This window comes from Psychrobacter aestuarii, from assembly GCF_904846035.1.
GTDB lineage: Bacteria > Pseudomonadota > Gammaproteobacteria > Pseudomonadales > Moraxellaceae > Psychrobacter > Psychrobacter aestuarii.
Genome location: NZ_CAJGYT010000001.1, coordinates 1,542,179 through 1,560,035, shown reverse-complemented (window position 1 = coordinate 1,560,035; position 17,857 = coordinate 1,542,179). Strand labels below are relative to the sequence as shown.

16 protein-coding genes are annotated in these 17,857 nt (G+C 49.2%); 11 read left to right on the top strand and 5 right to left on the bottom strand.

Features of this window, described 5'->3' with window-relative positions; genetic code table 11:
• The first annotated feature begins 11 nt into the window (after positions 1-11).
• From JMW05_RS06535 to sstT, 3 genes are all read left to right on the top strand, one after another.
• A complete protein-coding gene (locus JMW05_RS06535) occupies positions 12-1,631 on the top strand; it encodes a leucyl aminopeptidase (protein ID WP_201504523.1) in 1,620 nt (539 codons plus the stop codon).
• A 6-nt stretch (positions 1,632-1,637) separates the two neighbouring features.
• Complete coding sequence (locus tag JMW05_RS06530) at positions 1,638-2,087, top strand: DNA polymerase III subunit chi (RefSeq protein ID WP_201504522.1); 450 nt, start codon at positions 1,638-1,640, stop codon at positions 2,085-2,087.
• Between the two features lie 211 nt (positions 2,088-2,298).
• Complete coding sequence (gene sstT / locus JMW05_RS06525; protein ID WP_201504521.1) at positions 2,299-3,501, top strand: serine/threonine transporter SstT; 1,203 nt, start codon at positions 2,299-2,301, stop codon at positions 3,499-3,501.
• Between the two features lie 104 nt (positions 3,502-3,605).
• Here the strand turns inward: sstT and JMW05_RS06520 are convergent, their stop codons facing one another.
• Together JMW05_RS06520 and JMW05_RS06515 are read right to left on the bottom strand one after the other, a co-directional pair.
• Positions 3,606-3,926 (bottom strand): chaperone modulator CbpM, encoded by a 321-nt coding sequence (locus tag JMW05_RS06520; RefSeq protein ID WP_201504520.1) that lies wholly within the window; start codon positions 3,924-3,926, stop codon positions 3,606-3,608.
• A gap of 65 nt (positions 3,927-3,991) precedes the next feature.
• Positions 3,992-4,999, bottom strand: a complete 1,008-nt coding sequence (locus JMW05_RS06515; RefSeq protein WP_201504519.1) for a DnaJ C-terminal domain-containing protein — start codon at positions 4,997-4,999, stop codon at positions 3,992-3,994.
• 585 nt (positions 5,000-5,584) lie between these two features.
• Between JMW05_RS06515 and JMW05_RS06510 the strand changes: the two genes are divergently transcribed.
• On the top strand, positions 5,585-5,935 hold the full coding sequence (locus JMW05_RS06510) for a septal ring lytic transglycosylase RlpA family protein (protein ID WP_406947457.1): 351 nt from the start codon (positions 5,585-5,587) through the stop codon (positions 5,933-5,935).
• A gap of 74 nt (positions 5,936-6,009) precedes the next feature.
• On the opposite strand, the gene JMW05_RS06505 is transcribed toward JMW05_RS06510, so the two are convergent.
• The 3 genes from JMW05_RS06505 to JMW05_RS06495 all read right to left on the bottom strand — a co-directional run bounded on the left by JMW05_RS06505 (position 6,010) and on the right by JMW05_RS06495 (position 10,725).
• Positions 6,010-7,986: a lipoprotein N-acyltransferase Lnb domain-containing protein gene (locus JMW05_RS06505; protein ID WP_201504517.1), complete on the bottom strand. Its 1,977-nt coding sequence runs from the start codon at positions 7,984-7,986 to the stop codon at positions 6,010-6,012.
• A 139-nt stretch (positions 7,987-8,125) separates the two neighbouring features.
• Positions 8,126-8,617, bottom strand: coding sequence for a DUF3015 family protein (locus tag JMW05_RS06500; RefSeq protein ID WP_201504516.1), 492 nt, complete (start codon positions 8,615-8,617; stop codon positions 8,126-8,128).
• Between the two features lie 107 nt (positions 8,618-8,724).
• On the bottom strand, positions 8,725-10,725 hold the full coding sequence (locus JMW05_RS06495; protein WP_201504515.1) for an ATP-binding cassette domain-containing protein: 2,001 nt from the start codon (positions 10,723-10,725) through the stop codon (positions 8,725-8,727).
• Between the two features lie 281 nt (positions 10,726-11,006).
• Between JMW05_RS06495 and erpA the strand changes: the two genes are divergently transcribed.
• The 7 genes from erpA (at position 11,007) to JMW05_RS06460 (ending at position 17,832) form a co-directional block, all read left to right on the top strand.
• Entirely contained in the window at positions 11,007-11,381 is a 375-nt protein-coding gene (erpA, locus tag JMW05_RS06490; protein WP_201504514.1) for an iron-sulfur cluster insertion protein ErpA, read from the top strand.
• A gap of 442 nt (positions 11,382-11,823) precedes the next feature.
• The gene (locus JMW05_RS06485) at positions 11,824-12,180 is read left to right on the top strand and encodes a roadblock/LC7 domain-containing protein (RefSeq protein WP_201504513.1); all 357 of its coding nucleotides are present in this window, start codon (positions 11,824-11,826) and stop codon (positions 12,178-12,180) included.
• A 358-nt stretch (positions 12,181-12,538) separates the two neighbouring features.
• Positions 12,539-14,107, top strand: coding sequence for a glutamate--cysteine ligase (gshA, locus tag JMW05_RS06480; RefSeq protein WP_201504512.1), 1,569 nt, complete (start codon positions 12,539-12,541; stop codon positions 14,105-14,107).
• A gap of 52 nt (positions 14,108-14,159) precedes the next feature.
• Entirely contained in the window at positions 14,160-14,675 is a 516-nt protein-coding gene (locus tag JMW05_RS06475; RefSeq protein ID WP_201504511.1) for a disulfide bond formation protein B, read from the top strand.
• Positions 14,676-15,074: 399 nt separating this feature from the next.
• Positions 15,075-15,704, top strand: coding sequence for a copper resistance protein NlpE N-terminal domain-containing protein (locus tag JMW05_RS06470; protein WP_201504510.1), 630 nt, complete (start codon positions 15,075-15,077; stop codon positions 15,702-15,704).
• A gap of 142 nt (positions 15,705-15,846) precedes the next feature.
• On the top strand, positions 15,847-17,289 hold the full coding sequence (gene mpl, locus JMW05_RS06465) for a UDP-N-acetylmuramate:L-alanyl-gamma-D-glutamyl-meso-diaminopimelate ligase (RefSeq protein WP_201504509.1): 1,443 nt from the start codon (positions 15,847-15,849) through the stop codon (positions 17,287-17,289).
• A gap of 288 nt (positions 17,290-17,577) precedes the next feature.
• Positions 17,578-17,832 (top strand): GlsB/YeaQ/YmgE family stress response membrane protein, encoded by a 255-nt coding sequence (locus JMW05_RS06460; RefSeq protein WP_201504508.1) that lies wholly within the window; start codon positions 17,578-17,580, stop codon positions 17,830-17,832.
• Positions 17,833-17,857: the final 25 nt, after the last annotated feature.

The window sequence follows — 17,857 nt, the reverse complement described above, 5'->3', positions numbered from 1 at the left end:
GATAACAATATATGCATATCAGCCTAACCAACCAATTGCCGCTGACGCACACCAAAAAAATACTGAAAAAACCCACACCAAAAGACGCCTCATGCCTTGTGGTACTGGTCGATGACGAACAAAACATCTTGGGCGGCTCACTTGGCGACTATCAAACGCGTATTGAGCAGCTGATTGAGGTCTCCCACTTTAAAGGCAAAGCGGGCGAAACCGTGGTCGATTATGCCTTAGCAGGCGACAAAAAAACCACCAAGCAAAACCCCATTCAGTTGTTGCTCGTGGGCGTGGGTAATGCCGACAAGTTAAACCAAGCCAGCTTGCAAAAAATCGCACGCACCATTTATGAAAACACGCAAAAACGCGTTGAGGCACTGACCATCGCGCTCGATGACGCGCTTGATAGCAACCGTATGCAACAGTTTGCGCTAGAGCTGTTGGCCGCTAGCTACCGTTTTGACAAATACAAATCTGAGCAAGCGACCCCACGCCTCACTGCCATCTATCTGCTCGCTGATGAGCGTTATGCGCCAGCCATCGATTTTGCCAAAGCGGTCTTTGCTGGTCAAAGCCTGACCCGCGACGTTGCCAATGAGCCAGGTAACATCTGTTTTCCTGCCTATATGGCAGAGCAAGCACTCGATCTTGCAGACGCCTATCCTGATTTGTTGACCGTGAGCGTGCTGGATGAGCATGACATGGATGAGCTTGGCATGAACTGCTTTTTGGCAGTGGCACAAGGCTCAAGTAAAGAAGGCAAGCTGGTTATTTTAGAATATCGCGGCAAATCAAGCATCCAAACCACCCCTACCGCCGCAGATAAAACAGGCGCGCTAAAAACCTTGGCAGGCAAATTGCCGAGCAAAAAAGCCAAGGGTACTGGCGAGAGCGAAACCGACACTTATGATACCGATGCGCCCATCGTCTTGGTTGGTAAAGGCGTGACCTTTGACTCAGGTGGTATCTCTATCAAGCCAGGCGCAGCGATGGATGAGATGAAGTTTGACATGGGCGGCTCAGCGGCCGTTATCGGTACCATCAAAGCCTTATGCGAAGCGCGTCTGCCAATTAACGTTGTTGGCGCACTGGCATGTGCAGAGAACATGCCCTCAGGCGATGCCACCCGTCCAGGTGATATCGTCACCGCCATGAATGGCAAATCGGTCGAAATCCTAAACACCGATGCCGAAGGGCGCTTGGTACTCGCCGACACCCTATGCTACGTACAGCGCTACAAGCCTGCCGCCATCATCGATGTGGCGACGCTAACAGGCGCATGTATCATCGCGCTTGGTCATCACCGTTCGGCCGTTTACAGCAATGACGAAGACGTGCTGTTTGCGCTAGAAAACGCCAGTGAGCAATCGGGCGACTTGGTGTGGCACATGCCGATGGATGACGCGTACCAAACGCAGCTCGATTCGCCCATCGCAGACATGCAAAACATCGGTGGTCGCGCCGCAGGCTCGGTCACTGCCGCGTGCTTCTTATCACGCTTTGTCGAAGACGGTCAGCCATGGGCACACCTAGACATCGCAGGCACGGCATGGAACTCAGGCGCACAAAAAGCAGCGACAGGTCGCCCTGTACCGCTATTTATGCAGTATCTAAAAAACCATGCTGAATCGGTCTAAACCGCCATGCAGGTCAGTTTTTATTTACTTAATGAAAATAAGGCCCAAGATATCTTGGGCTTTGTTTGTCAGTTGACGCAAAAGGTGTTAAAACAAAGCGCCAAGCCTTTGGTCATTCTCTCCACAGACACGCCGCGCCTGCAACAGCTCGACGAGGCGCTGTGGTCTTTAGATGCCAGCAGCTTTATTCCCCATCATTTATGGACAGACGCACCCATCGCCGCTATACCAAGCGATACCCGCGCGGCGCCCGCAGCCTATCTATGTACGGCGCTGCCCCTTAACTATGACGGTGTGGTTTTAAACCTAGACGATGCTCCCATCCATAGCGACGGCGGTCATGTGACGCGCGTGCTGGAGCTGATTGCCCCAGACGAGCACAGCGTGCAAATCGGACGCGACAAGTACAAGCACTATCAGCAACGCGGGGCGACCCTTGAGCATTTTCGCTTATAGCGCCTGCTTACAATAATTTTTTCTTATACTTCATAAAACCTGTCGTTATTAATCCCGCACCAAAAAGCACCCATCAGCCAATAAACGCAATAACCCTATAGTTGATAAGCACTTGAGAGTAGGCGCAGCGGCAAAAAAATGCTACCATCTCCGCCCATTTATCATGCTGTTTTGAAATAATCTGATTGTCAATAAGGATGAGGGTGGATTAATGCGTTCATTGATAGCAATGTACCAACGAATAGGACTGGTGCCACTGATTATTATCGGTCTGGTGCTTGGGGTACTGGTTGGCTGGCTGTTGCCCAATGTCGGCATTGTGCTAGGACTGCTCGGCACGCTGTTCGTCGGCGCACTAAAGGCAGTGGCACCGATTTTGGTGTTTATCTTGGTGATGGCGGCGATTTGTCAGCATCAAAAAGGTGGCGAAGTGTACGTCAAGCCCGTGCTGATTATGTACATTTTTGGCACGTTTTTGGCGGCGTTGACCGCCGTTGCGGCAAGCTTTTTATTCCCAACCGAATTGGTCTTGGTCAATAGCGTCGTTGAGCAAGCGCCCCCTGCCAACGTGCAAGAAGTCTTGACCACGCTGCTCATGAACTTGGTGGCCAACCCCGTCAATGCCATTGCCAATGCCAACTATATGGGCATCTTGGCGTGGGCGATTGTCATCGGCTTTGCCTTGCGCAGTGCCAGTGAAACGGCAAGAAAAGTGGTGATTGATTTTTCTGATGCCATCTCGCAAGTGGTCAAATGGGTGATTGCCTTAGCGCCCTTTGGTATCTTTGGCTTGGTTGCCAATACCATCGCTGAGACAGGCTTTGAAGCTCTGGCAGGTTACGTGCGTATCCTGGCTATTTTGGTCGGCTGTATGCTGTTTATTGCCTTGGTTGCCAACCCATTGATTGTCTTTGCCAAAACGCGTAAAAACCCCTATCCGCTGGTCTTTACCTGCCTGCGCGAATCGGGCATCACTGCCTTTTTTACCCGCAGTTCCGCCGCGAACATTCCTGTGAACATGAACCTAGCGGCAAAGCTTGGCGTGCATGAAGACACCTATTCGGTGACCATTCCTCTAGGCGCGACCATCAATATGGCGGGCGCGGCCATCACCATCAACGTCTTGACCTTGGCGGCTGCACACACACTCGGCATCGAAGTCAGCTTTGCTTCAGCACTACTGTTAAGCCTAGTCGCGACGGTCAGTGCGTGCGGCGCTTCGGGGGTTGCGGGCGGCTCATTGCTGCTGATTCCACTCGCTTGTAGCTTGTTTAGCATTCCCAACGACATTGCCATGCAGGTCGTTGCTATCGGCTTTATTATTAGTGTGATTCAAGATTCGGCAGAGACGGCATTGAACTCATCTACGGATGTGTTATTCACCGCCGCGGCAGACCCTAAGTTTGCCCGTTAGAAATAAGTAATCAGTACCATAAAAAAGGGTCGGCTTATCATAAGCCGACCCTTTTTTTTGCCTGTAATTTTTATCATGGCTGCATTTTGTCTGCGTAACAGCGATTAATAATCAGACAAATCAATTTCAATATAATGCTGCTGGGCAAGCTGCTGACGCTTAAACTCGCGCAGCATCTCAACCTCAGCGAGCAAATCGAGTATCAAGCCAATCGCAGGTACGCTGGCATCAAAGTCACGGCTCAGACGCGAGGCGCGGCGCACGGTACTGAGCTGATAGCCACTAAACTGCTGCTGCTCAGGAATCTCGTATTCAATGATGTTTTCTTCAATCAGTGCCAAGACCCACTGACGCTCTTGCCCGCAAGCGGCAACCAGCTCGTCCAAGGTCATGACAAGGTCGGTCAACTCGTTAGAATGTTTCATACACTTTATCCTTTTCTCTTTTTGTTGTTATGGCGCAATCATCCTTTTTATCCATACAAACGGGCTTAGCGGCTGATAGGGCTGTCAGCAAACGCCGCTTTGAGCGCTTCATACGCCTGTTTTTGTGCCTCGCTCTGTACTTTTGGGTTAACGATATTTAAGGTCAAATACAAATCGCCTGCGGTTTTTGCAGGAATGCCTTTGCCTTTTAAACGCAAATTGCTGCCTGATTTGCTGTTCTCTGGAATACGTACCCCAAGCGTGCCCGCGGGCGTGCTGACGTTGAGGGTATCGCCGAGCGCCGCTTCCCATGGCGTGATGTTGATGGTTTGGTACACGTCCGCGCCCTCTAGACGAATATTATCGGCATGGGTGATGTTGACCTTTAAGAATAAGTCGCCATTTTTGCCATTGCCCATGCTGGCGCCACCCTGCCCACTCAAGCGAATTTGCTTGCCACTCGTAATGCCTTTGGGGATTTTAATTTTTAGGGTTTTGTTTTCATGGCTGATGCTGCCACCTGGCTGACGTACAGGGACGTTTAATTTAATGCTGTAGTCATCGCCTGAATAGACCGATGCTAAGTCCACATTGATATTGGCATGCTGGTCTTGTCCTTGCGCGTCCTCAGTGCCAAACCCGCCGCCAAAACCACCAAAGCCGCCCTGATTTTGCGTGCTACCACCACGTGCGCCGCGCCCAAAGGCTGAAAAAATATCATCAAAGCGGAAGTCGCCGCCACCGAATGCCGCACCATCGCCAAATTGGTCTTTGATGTCCTCCCAGCGAAAGCCGCCTTGCTGTCCTGCGCCGCCACCAAAACCACCTTGACCACCAAGGCCGCCCTGCTGTCCAAACGGATTGTCGAGCATCGCGTCATACTCAGCGCGCTTGTCTTTATCGCGTAGGGTTTCATAAGCGTTGTTAATCTCGGCGATTTTGGCATCGGCATCGGGCGCATCGCTGACATCGGGATGATATTGGCGCACCAGCTTGCGGTATTTTTTCTTAATATCACCGTCACTGGCGTCGCGGCTGACACCCAAAATCTCGTAGTAGTTTTTTTCTGCCATTTTTTTTCCTTAATATTGCTACTGATTTATTCTATTTATCGACCACATGTTGCGCTTACCAGCGGGTATCTGTCATTGAAATCATTGTTATTTATCGGTGTAGATACCGCTGGTAAGCATCAAGCGCTGCTGCGCTTAGCGGCTTATCACTTATCCTAGCAGCCACGCTTTGCTTTTGATAGTCACCGATACACAAGCTTATACAAAGACACTGTTTAAGGATAATGAAGCACAGACCCGCCTGCGCTGAGCGTGTCTGTCTAACCAAAATCGCAGGCATAAAAAAAGGACAAACCTGAGGGCTTGTCCTTTTTTACTACCGCTTTGGCTTTGCTTATTTGCAATACACTTTCGCGGTACGAGGGGTGTAGACGACTAAAGCAACTCATAACAAAAATTAAGATTCACAGACACAATGTATCTTATAAATTATTGATTTTAATGGTTTTTTACAACCGTGCAAGAATATAACAAGCTTACCCTTGTAGTATAGCTCGCCAGTTCATACTCATCATGTGTATCACTTATATAGACACCTGTTTTTGTCTATTTGCTCATCACAAAAGGTATTTAATGGCTTATTTTATGAAATCTTTGGTTGTTATGTTATCGCTCGTACTGAGTACCAGTGTTTTTGCCGCCAATACCAGTTATTACGGCAGCAAGTTTCATGGCAAACGCACAGCCAGCGGCAGCATTTTTAATATGAATGCGCTGACAGCAGCACACAAGACCTTGCCCTTTGGCACCAAGGTGAAAGTCACCAACAAAAAGACAAAAGAGAGCGTCGTTGTAAAAATCACCGACCGCGGTCCTTACATTCACGGGCGCGTGCTTGATTTGTCCAAAGCGGCAGCAAGCCGAATCGATTGTCAGCTCTGCACCACGACAATGAAAATCCTCTCTTATGGCGATGGCAAATATCGTAGAGAATAATCAAGCTCACGCAGCATACAAAAAAGGGAAAGCAGTGGGCTTTCCCTTTTTTTATGGTTGGTCTGAGTTTTGACTTACCAGTAATGATGCCATGCAGCGCTGGCAGAGACCCCATCTGAATCATAAGTATCTTCACCATGCGTCATGATAAGGCGTGCATCGTTGTTTTTACTCAATTGCTGACGCAAGGTCAGCGTCGTTAATTGCGCTGCAGGATGTGACGCACGCTTTGTTAACTGATACGACAGCTCCGCGGCGCGGTCTTGCGCTTTGACACGCAGTCCAAGCTCTAGCCCCACATCTGCATGCAACTCTTGGTCATGTACGGCTGTGTTTAGCATGCCATAGCCCAGCATATCGTCATCAAACTTAATACCTGCGCCAATACCTGCTGTGGCGTACGGACTGTGATGCGCGCCCGTGAATATATCTTCGCGCGCACCTGTCTTTAGCTGCCAAGACAGTTTGGGTTCGCCATGTAACGGCTGCGCCACGTCTTCTATCTGCTGCATGTCTAAGAACACAAAGTCAGTCACTGCCACATCATTGTCATCGTAATCATAGCCGAGCGTGAGCTGTATGGCTTCAAAGCGCTTGTCGATATCGGTGTAGGTATTGAGCGGGTCTTTGACGAATAATGACACGCCAAGCTTGGCATCATTGCTGCCAATACTGACTTTGGTTTGCGTTGTCTTATTACTGAGCGCGGGTGAGGGTTTGTCAGGAACAGGCAGCGTCGCCAAGGTATTATCGGCAGGCAACAAAAAACGCTGGCTTAACAGTGCCTTTTTTATGGCGCGATGTTCAGACGTATCGTCTTGGGATATTTTATAATTGCGATGCAAAATCAAAAAATCAGTCGCCAATGCCTGCTCTTTTTCGCTCAGTGCTGCAAGCGCGCTGATGTCTTCGCTGTCAATAAAAGCATTAATTGCTGTTTGTACCTTTTTGGGCAGCTGCACGAATGTGGCGCGCAGCTGGGTTTGCTCCGATGGCAAATAACGCACCGCAGCAATTAATGGCTCATCACTGTTTTGATACTCGACCAGCTGGTCAAACACATAATCTGGCGCGTACCATGCGCCTAAACGCTCGGTAGTCTTGATGTCGCTGACCAGCTCCAAAATCTCGCCTGAACGGTAGCCACAATTTTGCTTAATAAAGTAATAATCAAACCGCGCTTGTTGGGCTTCATACAAATGATAATTCAACAGCTGGGTATGAAAGGTATCAAGATTGAGCACGTACTCCCACATGTCGCGCTGCTCGTTTTTAGAATACACGGCATCTTGTTTAAAAAACTCAGTCTTAGAAAACCCCGCATCGTAAAACCCAAACAGCCCTTTTAAGGCGTACATCACGCCATTTTCATTGCTGGGAATGCGCGCACCAAAGTTATAAGTATCGTTTAATAAGTCTTCGCTCGATAAACCGCCTTGGACTGCTGCCTGATGACTGTCGCTAAAAGGCGCTTTAGCATCACGGGTTTTGACCAGCACGTGACCGAAAGACGAGGCAGGGTTTTTAAGGTAGCTGCTGACCAGCATGAGACTGACCTGTTGATTGGCATTGGGCAAATCAGAGCACGCTGCCAAATCAACCTGAAAATCAGGCAGCTGATGACTGAGCCATAGATAGCGTGCAGGATAACGGCAGAGGGTTGCCTTATCATTCGCCGCCTGTAGCGTCGCGACCAGCTCGTCATACGGACGCAACGACTTTGTTGATTGCGCCTTTGGCTGCGTCAGATAAAAGTTATCCGAGATAACTTCCGCTTTATTATTTTTATAAAATAACAGATGCTGCCACTGTGGATGCGTTGCCAGTGAATGTAGCTGCTGCTCGTGAACACTAGGCGATGTGTATACCGTAGGCGCTTCAGGTACAATGCGCTCATGCATAACCACTGGCGCGTTTTTTGTACCTGCTGCATCGCTGATTTGACGCGGCGCTTCGCTGGGCATGGCTGCGTGTGCCGCCAAAGTATGTACTGCAACAATAACGCCCGTGTACATAAGCGCCTTGCGTAACCCCACCTGTTGTATTGTCATAACGCCCCATCGTCATAAAAGCTGCGGTATATACCGCATAAAAAAAACACGTAAACGCGAAGATTACGTGTTTTTATCCGTATCCAGTTATCGCCATGCTGACGCTAATCGCACATGGTGTTGATAACGTCCGCTATCCTTAGATGGCGCAGCTGTTTGATACGATGCTGTATAGGGCTTCAGCATTTTGGTCTTGTGTCGCGTTGCGATACGCTGAAGTTTGTGCGTATGCACCGTATTCTTTACGAATGTTAGCTACTGAATAGCAGCCAGCAACGTTTTGTAGGGCTGACAAATGCGCGCCTTGACCTGCGGCTAAGTCTTTTTCGACGCTTGGGAATGCTTCTTTAATCAATACTGCCGCGCGTACGTTACCACCTTGGCAAGTCTCTGGAGACATTGAGTCAGAAGTTGCCGCAGTTGTACCCAAATCCCAAGTCACATTTGAGATAATGGCTAAAATTGGGCTTGATTTACCGAACAATGCGCCACCGATGCCACATTCTTTGTAGATTTGTTCAATAGAACGGCCAGTATCGGCAGTTTTAAAGTTTGAACCCAAGTCTGCATTTGCAGCAGTCAATGGCATCATTGCCGCACATACGGTCGCGATAGCAAGCTTCTTAATCATAAAATTTCCTCAAAAATGTTTATTTTTCAGGCGTATTTTACAAAAGCTTAAGAATTTAGCAAGCTTTTTTCGACAAATTTTAATATTTTATGACTCACAAAAATCTGTTATTCAAACCCTGCTTCCATCTCTTCAAGCGTGGTCATGGCAATCAGCAGATTTTCTTCTTGCTCGCTGTGCTGCTGCTGTAGCTGGGCTTGCTCATCCAGCAGTGCCAACAAGTCCGCTTTACGTGATTCCTCATACAGTGCGGTGTCTGTGAGTTTCACTTCAAGCGTCGCCAGCTTCTCATCGAGCTTTGCCAAGGCTTTTTCGGTGTTTTCAATCTCGCGGCGAATGGGCGCGGTTTGTTTGCGCTGTAGGGCAGCAAGCTTACGCTGCTCTTCTTTGCTGATGGCAGGCTTGGTATCCGCTAGCGGGGCGCTGGGTTTTACGGGCGTGTTCGCTGTTTCTGCGTTTGTTTGCTTTGATGTTTCATGTGAAACAGTAGATTTATTGTCGGTCACGTTGGCTGCTTTACGCTTGTCCGCGAGCCACTTGCCATAGTCGTGGATATCGCCGTCAAAGTCCTCGACCTTGCCATCATGCACCAAATACAGCGAGTCACAGACGTTGGCAATCAATTCACGGTCGTGCGAGACCAAGACCACTGCCCCGCCAAAGCCTTGTAGTGCCAAGGTCAACGCCTGACGCATTTGTAAATCCAAATGGTTGGTTGGCTCATCAAGTACCAATACATTAGGGCGCTGCCAAACGATAAGCGCTAGGGTCAAGCGCGCGCGCTCACCCCCTGAGAACAGACGGCTCGGCGTGTCGATACGCTCTCCGCGAAAGTCAAAGCTGCCCAAAAAGGCGCGCAAATCAGCGTCCGAGGTCGTACCTGCCAAGCGGCGCAGCATCTGCATTGGGGTCGCATCAGCGTCAAGACTGTCCATCTGATGCTGGTTAAAATAACCCAGCTTCAGGGTGTCTGAGATGCGCTGCTGACCTGAGATTAATGGCAGCTCACCGACCAAGGCTTTGATCAAGGTCGACTTGCCCGCGCCATTCATGCCGAGCAGACCAAGGCGCGTGTCAGGCGTCACCTCGACATTGATATTGTGCAGTAGCGGCGCGTCCGCACGGTAGCCGATATCGGCGTGCGCCAAGGTAATCAGCGGGCTACTCATATGCGTTGGCTCATAAAAGCGGAACGAAAACGGATTGTCCGCCATGATGGGCGACAGCTCGCTCATGCGCTCTAATTGCTTAATACGGCTTTGTGCTTGTTTGGCTTTACTGGCTTTGGCGCGAAAGCGGCGGATAAAGTCTTCCATGTGCGCGCGCGTGGCTTGCTGCTTTTCAAAGGCTTGCTGCTGCTGGGCAAGACGCTCACTGCGGGTACGCACAAACTGCTGATAGTTGCCCGTATATAAGGTGATTTTTTGTTGTTCCACGTGCAAGATGTGCCCGACCGTGGCATCCAAAAATGCTTGGTCGTGCGAGATGACGATGACCAAACCTTCAAACTGGTTAATCCACGTCTCAAGCCACAAAATCGCATCCAAGTCCAAATGGTTGGTCGGCTCATCAAGCAGTAACAAGTCGGCGCGGCTCATCAAGGTCTTGGCAAGGTTTAAGCGCATGCGCCAACCGCCCGAAAATCCTGAAACAGGCAGCTCATGCTGCTGCACATTAAAACCCAAACCCGCCATGATTTGTGCCGCTTTGGTTGGGGTGCGGTAGCCGTCAATCTCATCAAAGCGCTGGTGCAATGTACCAATCTCAGCATCACTTAAGGTATCGAGCTGGCTTAAGGCGCGATTGATCGTGTACCACTCTTCATCACCACTTAACACATAGTCAATCGCGGTCTGGTCACTGGCTTCGACTTCCTGTGCCATGTGCGCCACTTGCCAGCGCTCAGGAATGCTCAGCTCCCCGCTGTCGGTGGTCACCTCGGTGTCTTTGATGCCCATATGGGTCAGCAATAAGGCAAATAAGGTCGACTTGCCCGTGCCGTTATTGCCCGTCAGTCCTACCTTTTGCTTGGGGTGCAGCTGAAAACTGGCGCCCGAAAACAACTCGCGACCATCTCGGCGTACGCCCACATCTTTTAGCTCTATCATAAATTCATCTCAGTCATCATCGGCAAACAAGGAATATGGCGGTATGCCAAGCATTGTCTCAAACCGCTATTATATAGGCAAACGCTTAGCATTGGCGGCAAAATACAAGGCGGCGGCAGGGTGCTGCAGGTCTTGATAAATTTTTGCGACCCCTTATTATGATATACTGCCTAGCAGTAATGCGCCGTATACCAAAATCGGGACAGACGCGCCCCACTATAGCCAACACTTTGATAACACACCCTTTTTTCTCATCTTTGATGTGAGCCTCTGAGGTAGATATGAACGAATCAGCCAACCAATACAATCCCACTCAGCCTGTTGATCCGACCCTAATGCATCTGACCAACAGTGCGGCACAAAAGGTACGTCGTCTACGAGAAGAAGAAGGCGACGACAGCTTGATGCTGCGCGTGTATGTGACGGGCGGCGGCTGCTCAGGGTTTTCTTATGGCTTTAACTTTGCCAATGATTTAAATGAAGACGACGCAAGCTTTGACAATGCCGATGTGACCTTAGTAGTCGATTCGCTCAGCTATCAGTATTTGCAAGGCTCGACCATCGATTATACCGAAGGCTTAGAAGGCGCGCGCTTTATCGTGCAAAACCCCAATGCCACCACCACTTGTGGCTGTGGCTCGTCGTTTTCTATCTAGTCATAATAACGCCCGTACTCGCCTTTTTTGTGCCCATTGACCGATTATGCGTCATAGAAGACAGCTAATCGGTTAATTGTTGCTTTATCGTTGCCGCTTCATTACATTGAACCAAGTACTTAGAGCGCTTGATGTAAATCTTAATGATACTTAATCCTTGCTACAAAAAGTCATCATTTAACGTTTAAAAGTATTTTACACTTGAGCTTATATGTATTATTTTTATTACATGCAATGTTGTTGGATACGATGTATAAATCGTCAGCCAATAAATAGGTCAGCATCGTTTTATTGACTGATGCATTACCCTTATTGTTAAGTCAGAATCATTGTTAAGTCAGAATCATAAATCATGACGTTTTTTTGTCATCTTGATGGCCGCTGATATTAATAATAGATTATTTTTCCGTTCGATACTAAATATCATAAAAGGATGTACGTTATGGCAAAGTTATCTCTTGACGCGTTAAACGAAATTGATGGTTTCATCGCTGCGGCGCTGGTTGACAGCGAATCAGGTCTGGCACTGGCTACCATTGGTACAGGTATTGACCTTGAGCTTGCCGCTGCTGGTAACACCGAAGTCTTGCGCTCAAAGCGTAAAGTGGCATCTGCCTTGAATTTGAACGAAAGCATCGAAGATATTTTGATTACGCTAAGCAAGCAGTATCACTTATTGCGTCCTTTGGTACGTAATGAAAACTTGTTCTTGTACCTTGTGCTTGACCGTCAAAAATCAAACCTTGCTATGGCACGCCACAATCTAAAAAGCTTTGAAACCGAACTTGATTTTTCATAAATACTTATCGTATTTATACTAGCGGCGCGCTGACGATTTGGGTGGTTGCCCATTTGTTTTTATCAACGCACAGCGCACGCTATAAAAAAGCATTCATTGGTACATTGGATGCTTTTTTTATGCCCGCGATAAACCTTAGGCGCACTTGGGTGCTGTATAAACCTGCGCCTTGCGTCAGATTATCGCGCAAACCTATGGTATTGCGCCCTATGCCGTGCCCGCCAAAGGTTACTGAATTTGTAATCGTGCGTGGTTTTTGCCCACGCTTTGGGCTAAACTGACGCAATTATTGACCTCATTATAGAGCAAGTCCGCGCCTTGTTTGCTCTGCCATAACCTATAACAACAGATGATGATTATGAGTGACCTTGCAAATGATTTTGCCAACTTTAAAACCCCAAGCTGGCTGACCAGCACGCTCCTTGCAGGCATGCTGCGCGGTATTGAAAAAGAGGGGCTGCGCGTCAAGCCAGACGGCACGCTCGCGCAAACGCCGCACCCGCAAGCGCTCGGCTCCAAACTCACTCATCCGTTTATCACCACCGATTATTCTGAAAGCCTGCTTGAGCTGATTACTGAGCCCAAAGCCACGCCAAAAGCGGCGCTCGGTATGCTGCGTCAATTGCACGTCTTGGTACACAAAGCCTTGCCTGAAGATGAGCTGATGTGGCCACTGTCCATGCCGTGCCGTTTGTCTTTAGATGACAATGACATTCCGCTTGCCGATTATGGCAGCTCCAATACAGGCAAGCTCAAAACCCTATACCGCAGTGGTTTGGGCATTCGCTATGGTCGCCGTATGCAGACCATCGCAGGACTGCATTACAACCTATCTTTTGGTGACGACTTGTTCAGCGCATGGCACCAAGCCATCGACTCCGAGCAAGATTTTGCCGATTTTAAAAACGATAAGTATCTGGGTCTGATTCGTAACTTTAAGCGCATGACCGCCCTTGTGCTGTATTTGCTTGGCGCAAGCCCCAGCGTCAACGCCAGCTTTGTTGCAGGCCGCGAGCATGACTTGGTGCTGATGAATGACAGTACCTATTATAAGCCTGCCGCCACCAGCCTGCGTATGGGCAAACTTGGCTACACCAACAGTGTGCAAGAGCATCTCGACATCCGCTACAACCATTTGCCTGAATACGTCGATGGGTTACGCCGCGCGATTCGCACCCCGCATGAGGGCTTTGCGCGCTTGGGACTCGATGACGAGACAGGCACACCGATTCAGATCAACAACCATATCTTGCAGATTGAAAACGAGTACTACAGCCCTATCCGTCCCAAGCAAATTGCCTTATCAGGTGAGACGCCGACAGAAGCGCTAGAGCGCCGCGGCATTGCTTATGTGGAGTTTCGCGCGATAGACTTGGACCCGTACAGTGATGTGGGCATTCGCCTATCAAGCGCCTGCTTTTTAGAAGTGCTGGCATTGTACTGCCTGCTCAGCGACTCGCCCGAGCTGTTCCCTGAAGAAGAAGAGATGATCGGCGTGAATATTGAGCGCGTGGTCAATGAAGGGCGCAAAAAAGCACTGACTGTCCTGTCTGATGGGCAAGACGTGCCGCTTGAGTCTTGGATGCTGCGACATCTGTGCAAGATGCAGCCTTTGGCCGCCTTGTTAGACGCACATCATGGCGGTAACGATTACCGCACCGCCGTCGCCTTGATGCAGGGCAAAGCGGGACACAGCGAGTCGACCATCTCCGCGCAAGTGCTGTCCGACAGTGAGCGCTTGGGCGATTTGTGGCGACTTGGGATCAGCCTAGCCCAGCAGCACCAAGAACAGCTGCTTGAGCAAACCCTCAGCCCGAACACGCAAGCCAAATACGAAGTATTGGCAGAAAAATCCGTACTACAACAGTCAGACATCGAGCGCGATGATACGACTGGTTTTGATGTGTTTTTGGCGCAGTACCGCTAGTAACGTGCGCAGCCTTGCTGTCTATTTTTATCGTTTTGTGAGTGTCTTTGTCATGTCCCGATTGACCCAATATCGCTATTTGCAACTGTTTTTGGTACTGATGACCTTTGTGGGTATGGGCTTTGCGCTCTTGTATTTGCAAGGGCATTTGGGACTGACCCCGTGCCCGCTGTGTATTTTTCAGCGTATTGGTCTGATGGTGATGGGCGGCTTTGCCCTAATTGCCGCACTTTGGAACCCAAAATCCAAAATTGCCAAACTCATTCTTTGGCTTGGCAGTTTTGCAGGGATTGCTTGGTCGATGGGCGTCGCGGCGCGTCATGTGTGGCTACAGCATCTGCCACCCGACCAAGTGCCGTCTTGCGGTCCTGGTTTGGATTACTGGCTTGAGGCGCTGCCCATGAAGCAGGTACTGCACGAAGTGTTGGCAGGCTCAGGCGAGTGCGCACTGGTCGACTGGACGTTTATGGGCATGAGTATCCCTGAGCAGTCATTGATTTTCTTTGGCGTATTGATTGCGGTACACGGTCTGATTCTATGGCGCATCTGGCGTCCTATCAGCGCGTAATACAGACACCCTGTAAGAAGCAACTCACGTTTTATTTATCAGATAAAAACGAAGAAACATAAAAACGCTCAAAATCATCGATTTTGGGCGTTTTTGCATGAAAAGATAGCTGTTAGCATATGTCCTACGCAATTTTGAAAAATAGTAACAAAAACGCCACATACCATAAGGATGGCTTTGATAAGGTATGCAAACTGTCACCTAAGGTTATGCCAATAAAGAATTAGTTACCTTAGGTTAATATAGTTTGTAGAATATATTTTAGTAGGTTGCCTTCATAGTGTACGATATATGAGTCATGATGTTTACTAAGACACTATTTTAGATGATAGATGTGGTCGATAGTCATGATATTCATGCTGGCGGCTGCTTAGCGTACAAGCCGATATTGGTACTGTCATGACACATATGCCCTCTTTATCTCCCCGCTGTTTTTGCAATGCACGTTTGCTGTCGTTATCGATTGCGGCAAGCATGTGCTTGGCACTGGTCGGCTGCGACAGCCAATCTGCCAACGCCCCGATTCAGCCAAAAGCCGCCGTCAATGCAGACAGTCAGCTGTATGCCAAACCAGATGGCAACCCATCTCAACTGGCAGAACCAAGCATGCAGGATGCTGCCATTGACGCTGACAGTGATGATACAGGGGGTCGCCCGCTACTGGCATCAGCACAAAGCGATACCGACGTGGATACGGCTACTAATAATAAAGACAAAGAAGCCTACAGCCTTGAGGCGACCTTAATCGGTGACTACGGCGGCACGGTGCCTTGCGGCGACTGCGAACGTATCGATGTCACCCTCAATCTGTTCTCTGATGGCTCGGTTGCCAAAACCAGCGTCTATCAGCACCAAACCGACAAACCCCAGTCTACAACGCAATCGGGCATTTATCGCCAAGATGAGCGCACCATCACCATCGTGTACGAAAATCAGGAGCTAGACAGCTATCATATTGATGGCAATTATCTGGTCAGATTGAACGATGACGACCAACCTGATGACGACTACACCTTATCGCGCCTATAAATTGGGCGTTTTTTCATAGTCATCAATTTGCCTTTACTTTACAATACAAGCGCGGTCTGTATGTCGATGGCTTCGGCACAGACGCGCTCGGTTTTTGTGGTATGACGGTTTTGTCTGTTTTTTTATCGGTCTTAGGATAGCTATGCATATTCATATTCTTGGTATTTGTGGAACCTTTATGGGCTCGCTGGCGCTGATTGCGCGCGCGCTTGGACATCGCGTGACAGGCTCTGATGCCAATGTCTATCCGCCCATGTCGACTCAGCTTGAGCGTGCTGGGGTTGAGATTCAAGAAGGCTATCTGGTGCAGCATCTGGACCCTGCCCCTGATTTGGTGGTGGTCGGCAATGCTATGAAACGCGGTATGCCCGTGGTTGAGCATATGCTAAATACAGGCATGCGCTATACCTCAGGCCCGCAGTTTTTGTCAGAGACGGTTTTGCAGTCGCGTCATGTCCTTGCGGTCGCAGGCACACATGGCAAGACCACCACCACCACCATGCTGGCGTGGATACTGCAATATGCGGGTATCGATACGGGCTTTTTAATCGGTGGTGTGCCTTTAGTCGCGACCGAGGATGCGCGCTTGCAGCAGGTGTTTGCGCATAGCAGTCACTTGGGCAGTGAAAGCGCAGCGTCACGCGGCTACTTTGTGATTGAGGCCGATGAGTACGATTCGGCGTTTTTTGACAAGCGCTCAAAGTTCGTCCATTACCGTCCGCGTACGGCAATTTTGAACAATCTTGAATTTGACCATGCTGATATTTTCACTGACCTTGGCGCGATTCAAACCCAATTTCATCATATGCTGCGCATGGTGCCTGAAAACGGCAAAATTATCATGCCAAGCCACACACAAAGCCTTGAAGAGACGCTACAACTGGGCGTTTGGACACCCGTTTGGCGCACCAGCATAGACGATGCAGCGTCCGAGAGCGAGTGGCAGGCGCAGCTGATTGCCGAGGATGGCAGTCACTTTAAGGTGCGCGCGCCAAGCCTTCATCACGCAGAAGCAGTGGTCGATTGGGGCATGAGCGGACTGCACAATGTCAATAATGCCTTGGTCGCCATCGCCGCTGCTTATGATGTGGGCGTCTCTATTGAGACAGCTTGTGCCGCATTGTCCGCCTTTGCGGGTATCAAGCGGCGTATGGAGCTGATTGGCTCGGTCAATGACGTGCTGGTCTATGATGACTTTGCCCATCATCCTACCGCCATCAGCACCACCTTAGATGGCGCAAAAAAGAAACTCGCGGGCAGACGCCTATGGGCAGTGATTGAGCCGCGCAGCAACACCATGAAAATGGGTGTGCACAAATCTGGCTTGGCAGACTCTGCCGCCCTTGCCGATATGGTACTGTGGTTTGAGCCTGCTGGGCTTGAGTGGGGACTGCGTGAGGCTATTGAAGCGCAGCACCCTGCCAATAAGCAACACATCATCGACAGCACGGAGTCCATCATTGCCCATCTATGCGCGCATGTGAAATCTGGTGATGCGGTGGTGATTATGTCGAACGGCGGCTTTGAAGGGATTCATCAGCGCTTGCTACAGGCATTAAGCCGTCAAGCGGAAGCATCTGCCTAACACATCGAGCATGATGCTGATAGCAACCGTTTACCAACGCCGCTCATTTTAGCGGCGTTTTTTATACTTTGTAACTTTTTATTTACCGAACACCCGTGCTTCATAGCAAATCACTGTCTAATCTCACATAGCCGCTACACAGATAACATTTCATCATTATCAATAAAAAATAAAGCTGACTACAATAAAATCATTCAGTTAAAGGATGTTTTACCCAAAAAGCATTTGATAAACAGATAACAAGGCGATAAACGCCACTGATTATAATAACGATTTTAGGAGGGCGATATGAGCTTTATTTGGATGATTATAGTAGGACTGGTTGCAGGTTTATTGGCACGTGCGATTAAACCAGGCAGTGACCCTATGGGTTGGATTATGACCATTGTGCTTGGTATCGTGGGCGCGATGCTTGGTGGTTTTATTGCCAGCCTGCTCGGCATCAGTGCCGACGGTGGCTTCACGGGTCTGGTATTCTCAGTCATTGGCGCTATCATTTTACTGTTTGCTTATGAATTTATTATGAACAAACGCCGTGTGTAATAGCGGTAAAAATAAACCATAATAA

Excerpts from the sequence above, each read along its gene's own strand:
- erpA (WP_201504514.1), top strand. The coding sequence starts at position 11,007 with ATGAACGAATCAGCCAACCAATACAATCCCACTCAGCCTGTTGATCCG.
- JMW05_RS06495 (WP_201504515.1), bottom strand. The coding sequence starts at position 10,725 with ATGATAGAGCTAAAAGATGTGGGCGTACGCCGAGATGGTCGCGAGTTG.
- JMW05_RS06510 (WP_406947457.1), top strand. The coding sequence starts at position 5,585 with ATGAAATCTTTGGTTGTTATGTTATCGCTCGTACTGAGTACCAGTGTT.
- JMW05_RS06515 (WP_201504519.1), bottom strand. The coding sequence starts at position 4,999 with ATGGCAGAAAAAAACTACTACGAGATTTTGGGTGTCAGCCGCGACGCC.
- JMW05_RS06475 (WP_201504511.1), top strand. The coding sequence starts at position 14,160 with ATGTCCCGATTGACCCAATATCGCTATTTGCAACTGTTTTTGGTACTG.
- JMW05_RS06535 (WP_201504523.1), top strand. The coding sequence starts at position 12 with ATGCATATCAGCCTAACCAACCAATTGCCGCTGACGCACACCAAAAAA.
- mpl (WP_201504509.1), top strand. The coding sequence starts at position 15,847 with ATGCATATTCATATTCTTGGTATTTGTGGAACCTTTATGGGCTCGCTG.
- JMW05_RS06460 (WP_201504508.1), top strand. The coding sequence starts at position 17,578 with ATGAGCTTTATTTGGATGATTATAGTAGGACTGGTTGCAGGTTTATTG.
- JMW05_RS06505 (WP_201504517.1), bottom strand. The coding sequence starts at position 7,986 with ATGACAATACAACAGGTGGGGTTACGCAAGGCGCTTATGTACACGGGC.
- JMW05_RS06500 (WP_201504516.1), bottom strand. The coding sequence starts at position 8,617 with ATGATTAAGAAGCTTGCTATCGCGACCGTATGTGCGGCAATGATGCCA.
- gshA (WP_201504512.1), top strand. The coding sequence starts at position 12,539 with ATGAGTGACCTTGCAAATGATTTTGCCAACTTTAAAACCCCAAGCTGG.
- JMW05_RS06530 (WP_201504522.1), top strand. The coding sequence starts at position 1,638 with ATGCAGGTCAGTTTTTATTTACTTAATGAAAATAAGGCCCAAGATATC.
- JMW05_RS06470 (WP_201504510.1), top strand. The coding sequence starts at position 15,075 with ATGACACATATGCCCTCTTTATCTCCCCGCTGTTTTTGCAATGCACGT.
- JMW05_RS06520 (WP_201504520.1), bottom strand. The coding sequence starts at position 3,926 with ATGAAACATTCTAACGAGTTGACCGACCTTGTCATGACCTTGGACGAG.
- sstT (WP_201504521.1), top strand. The coding sequence starts at position 2,299 with ATGCGTTCATTGATAGCAATGTACCAACGAATAGGACTGGTGCCACTG.
- JMW05_RS06485 (WP_201504513.1), top strand. The coding sequence starts at position 11,824 with ATGGCAAAGTTATCTCTTGACGCGTTAAACGAAATTGATGGTTTCATC.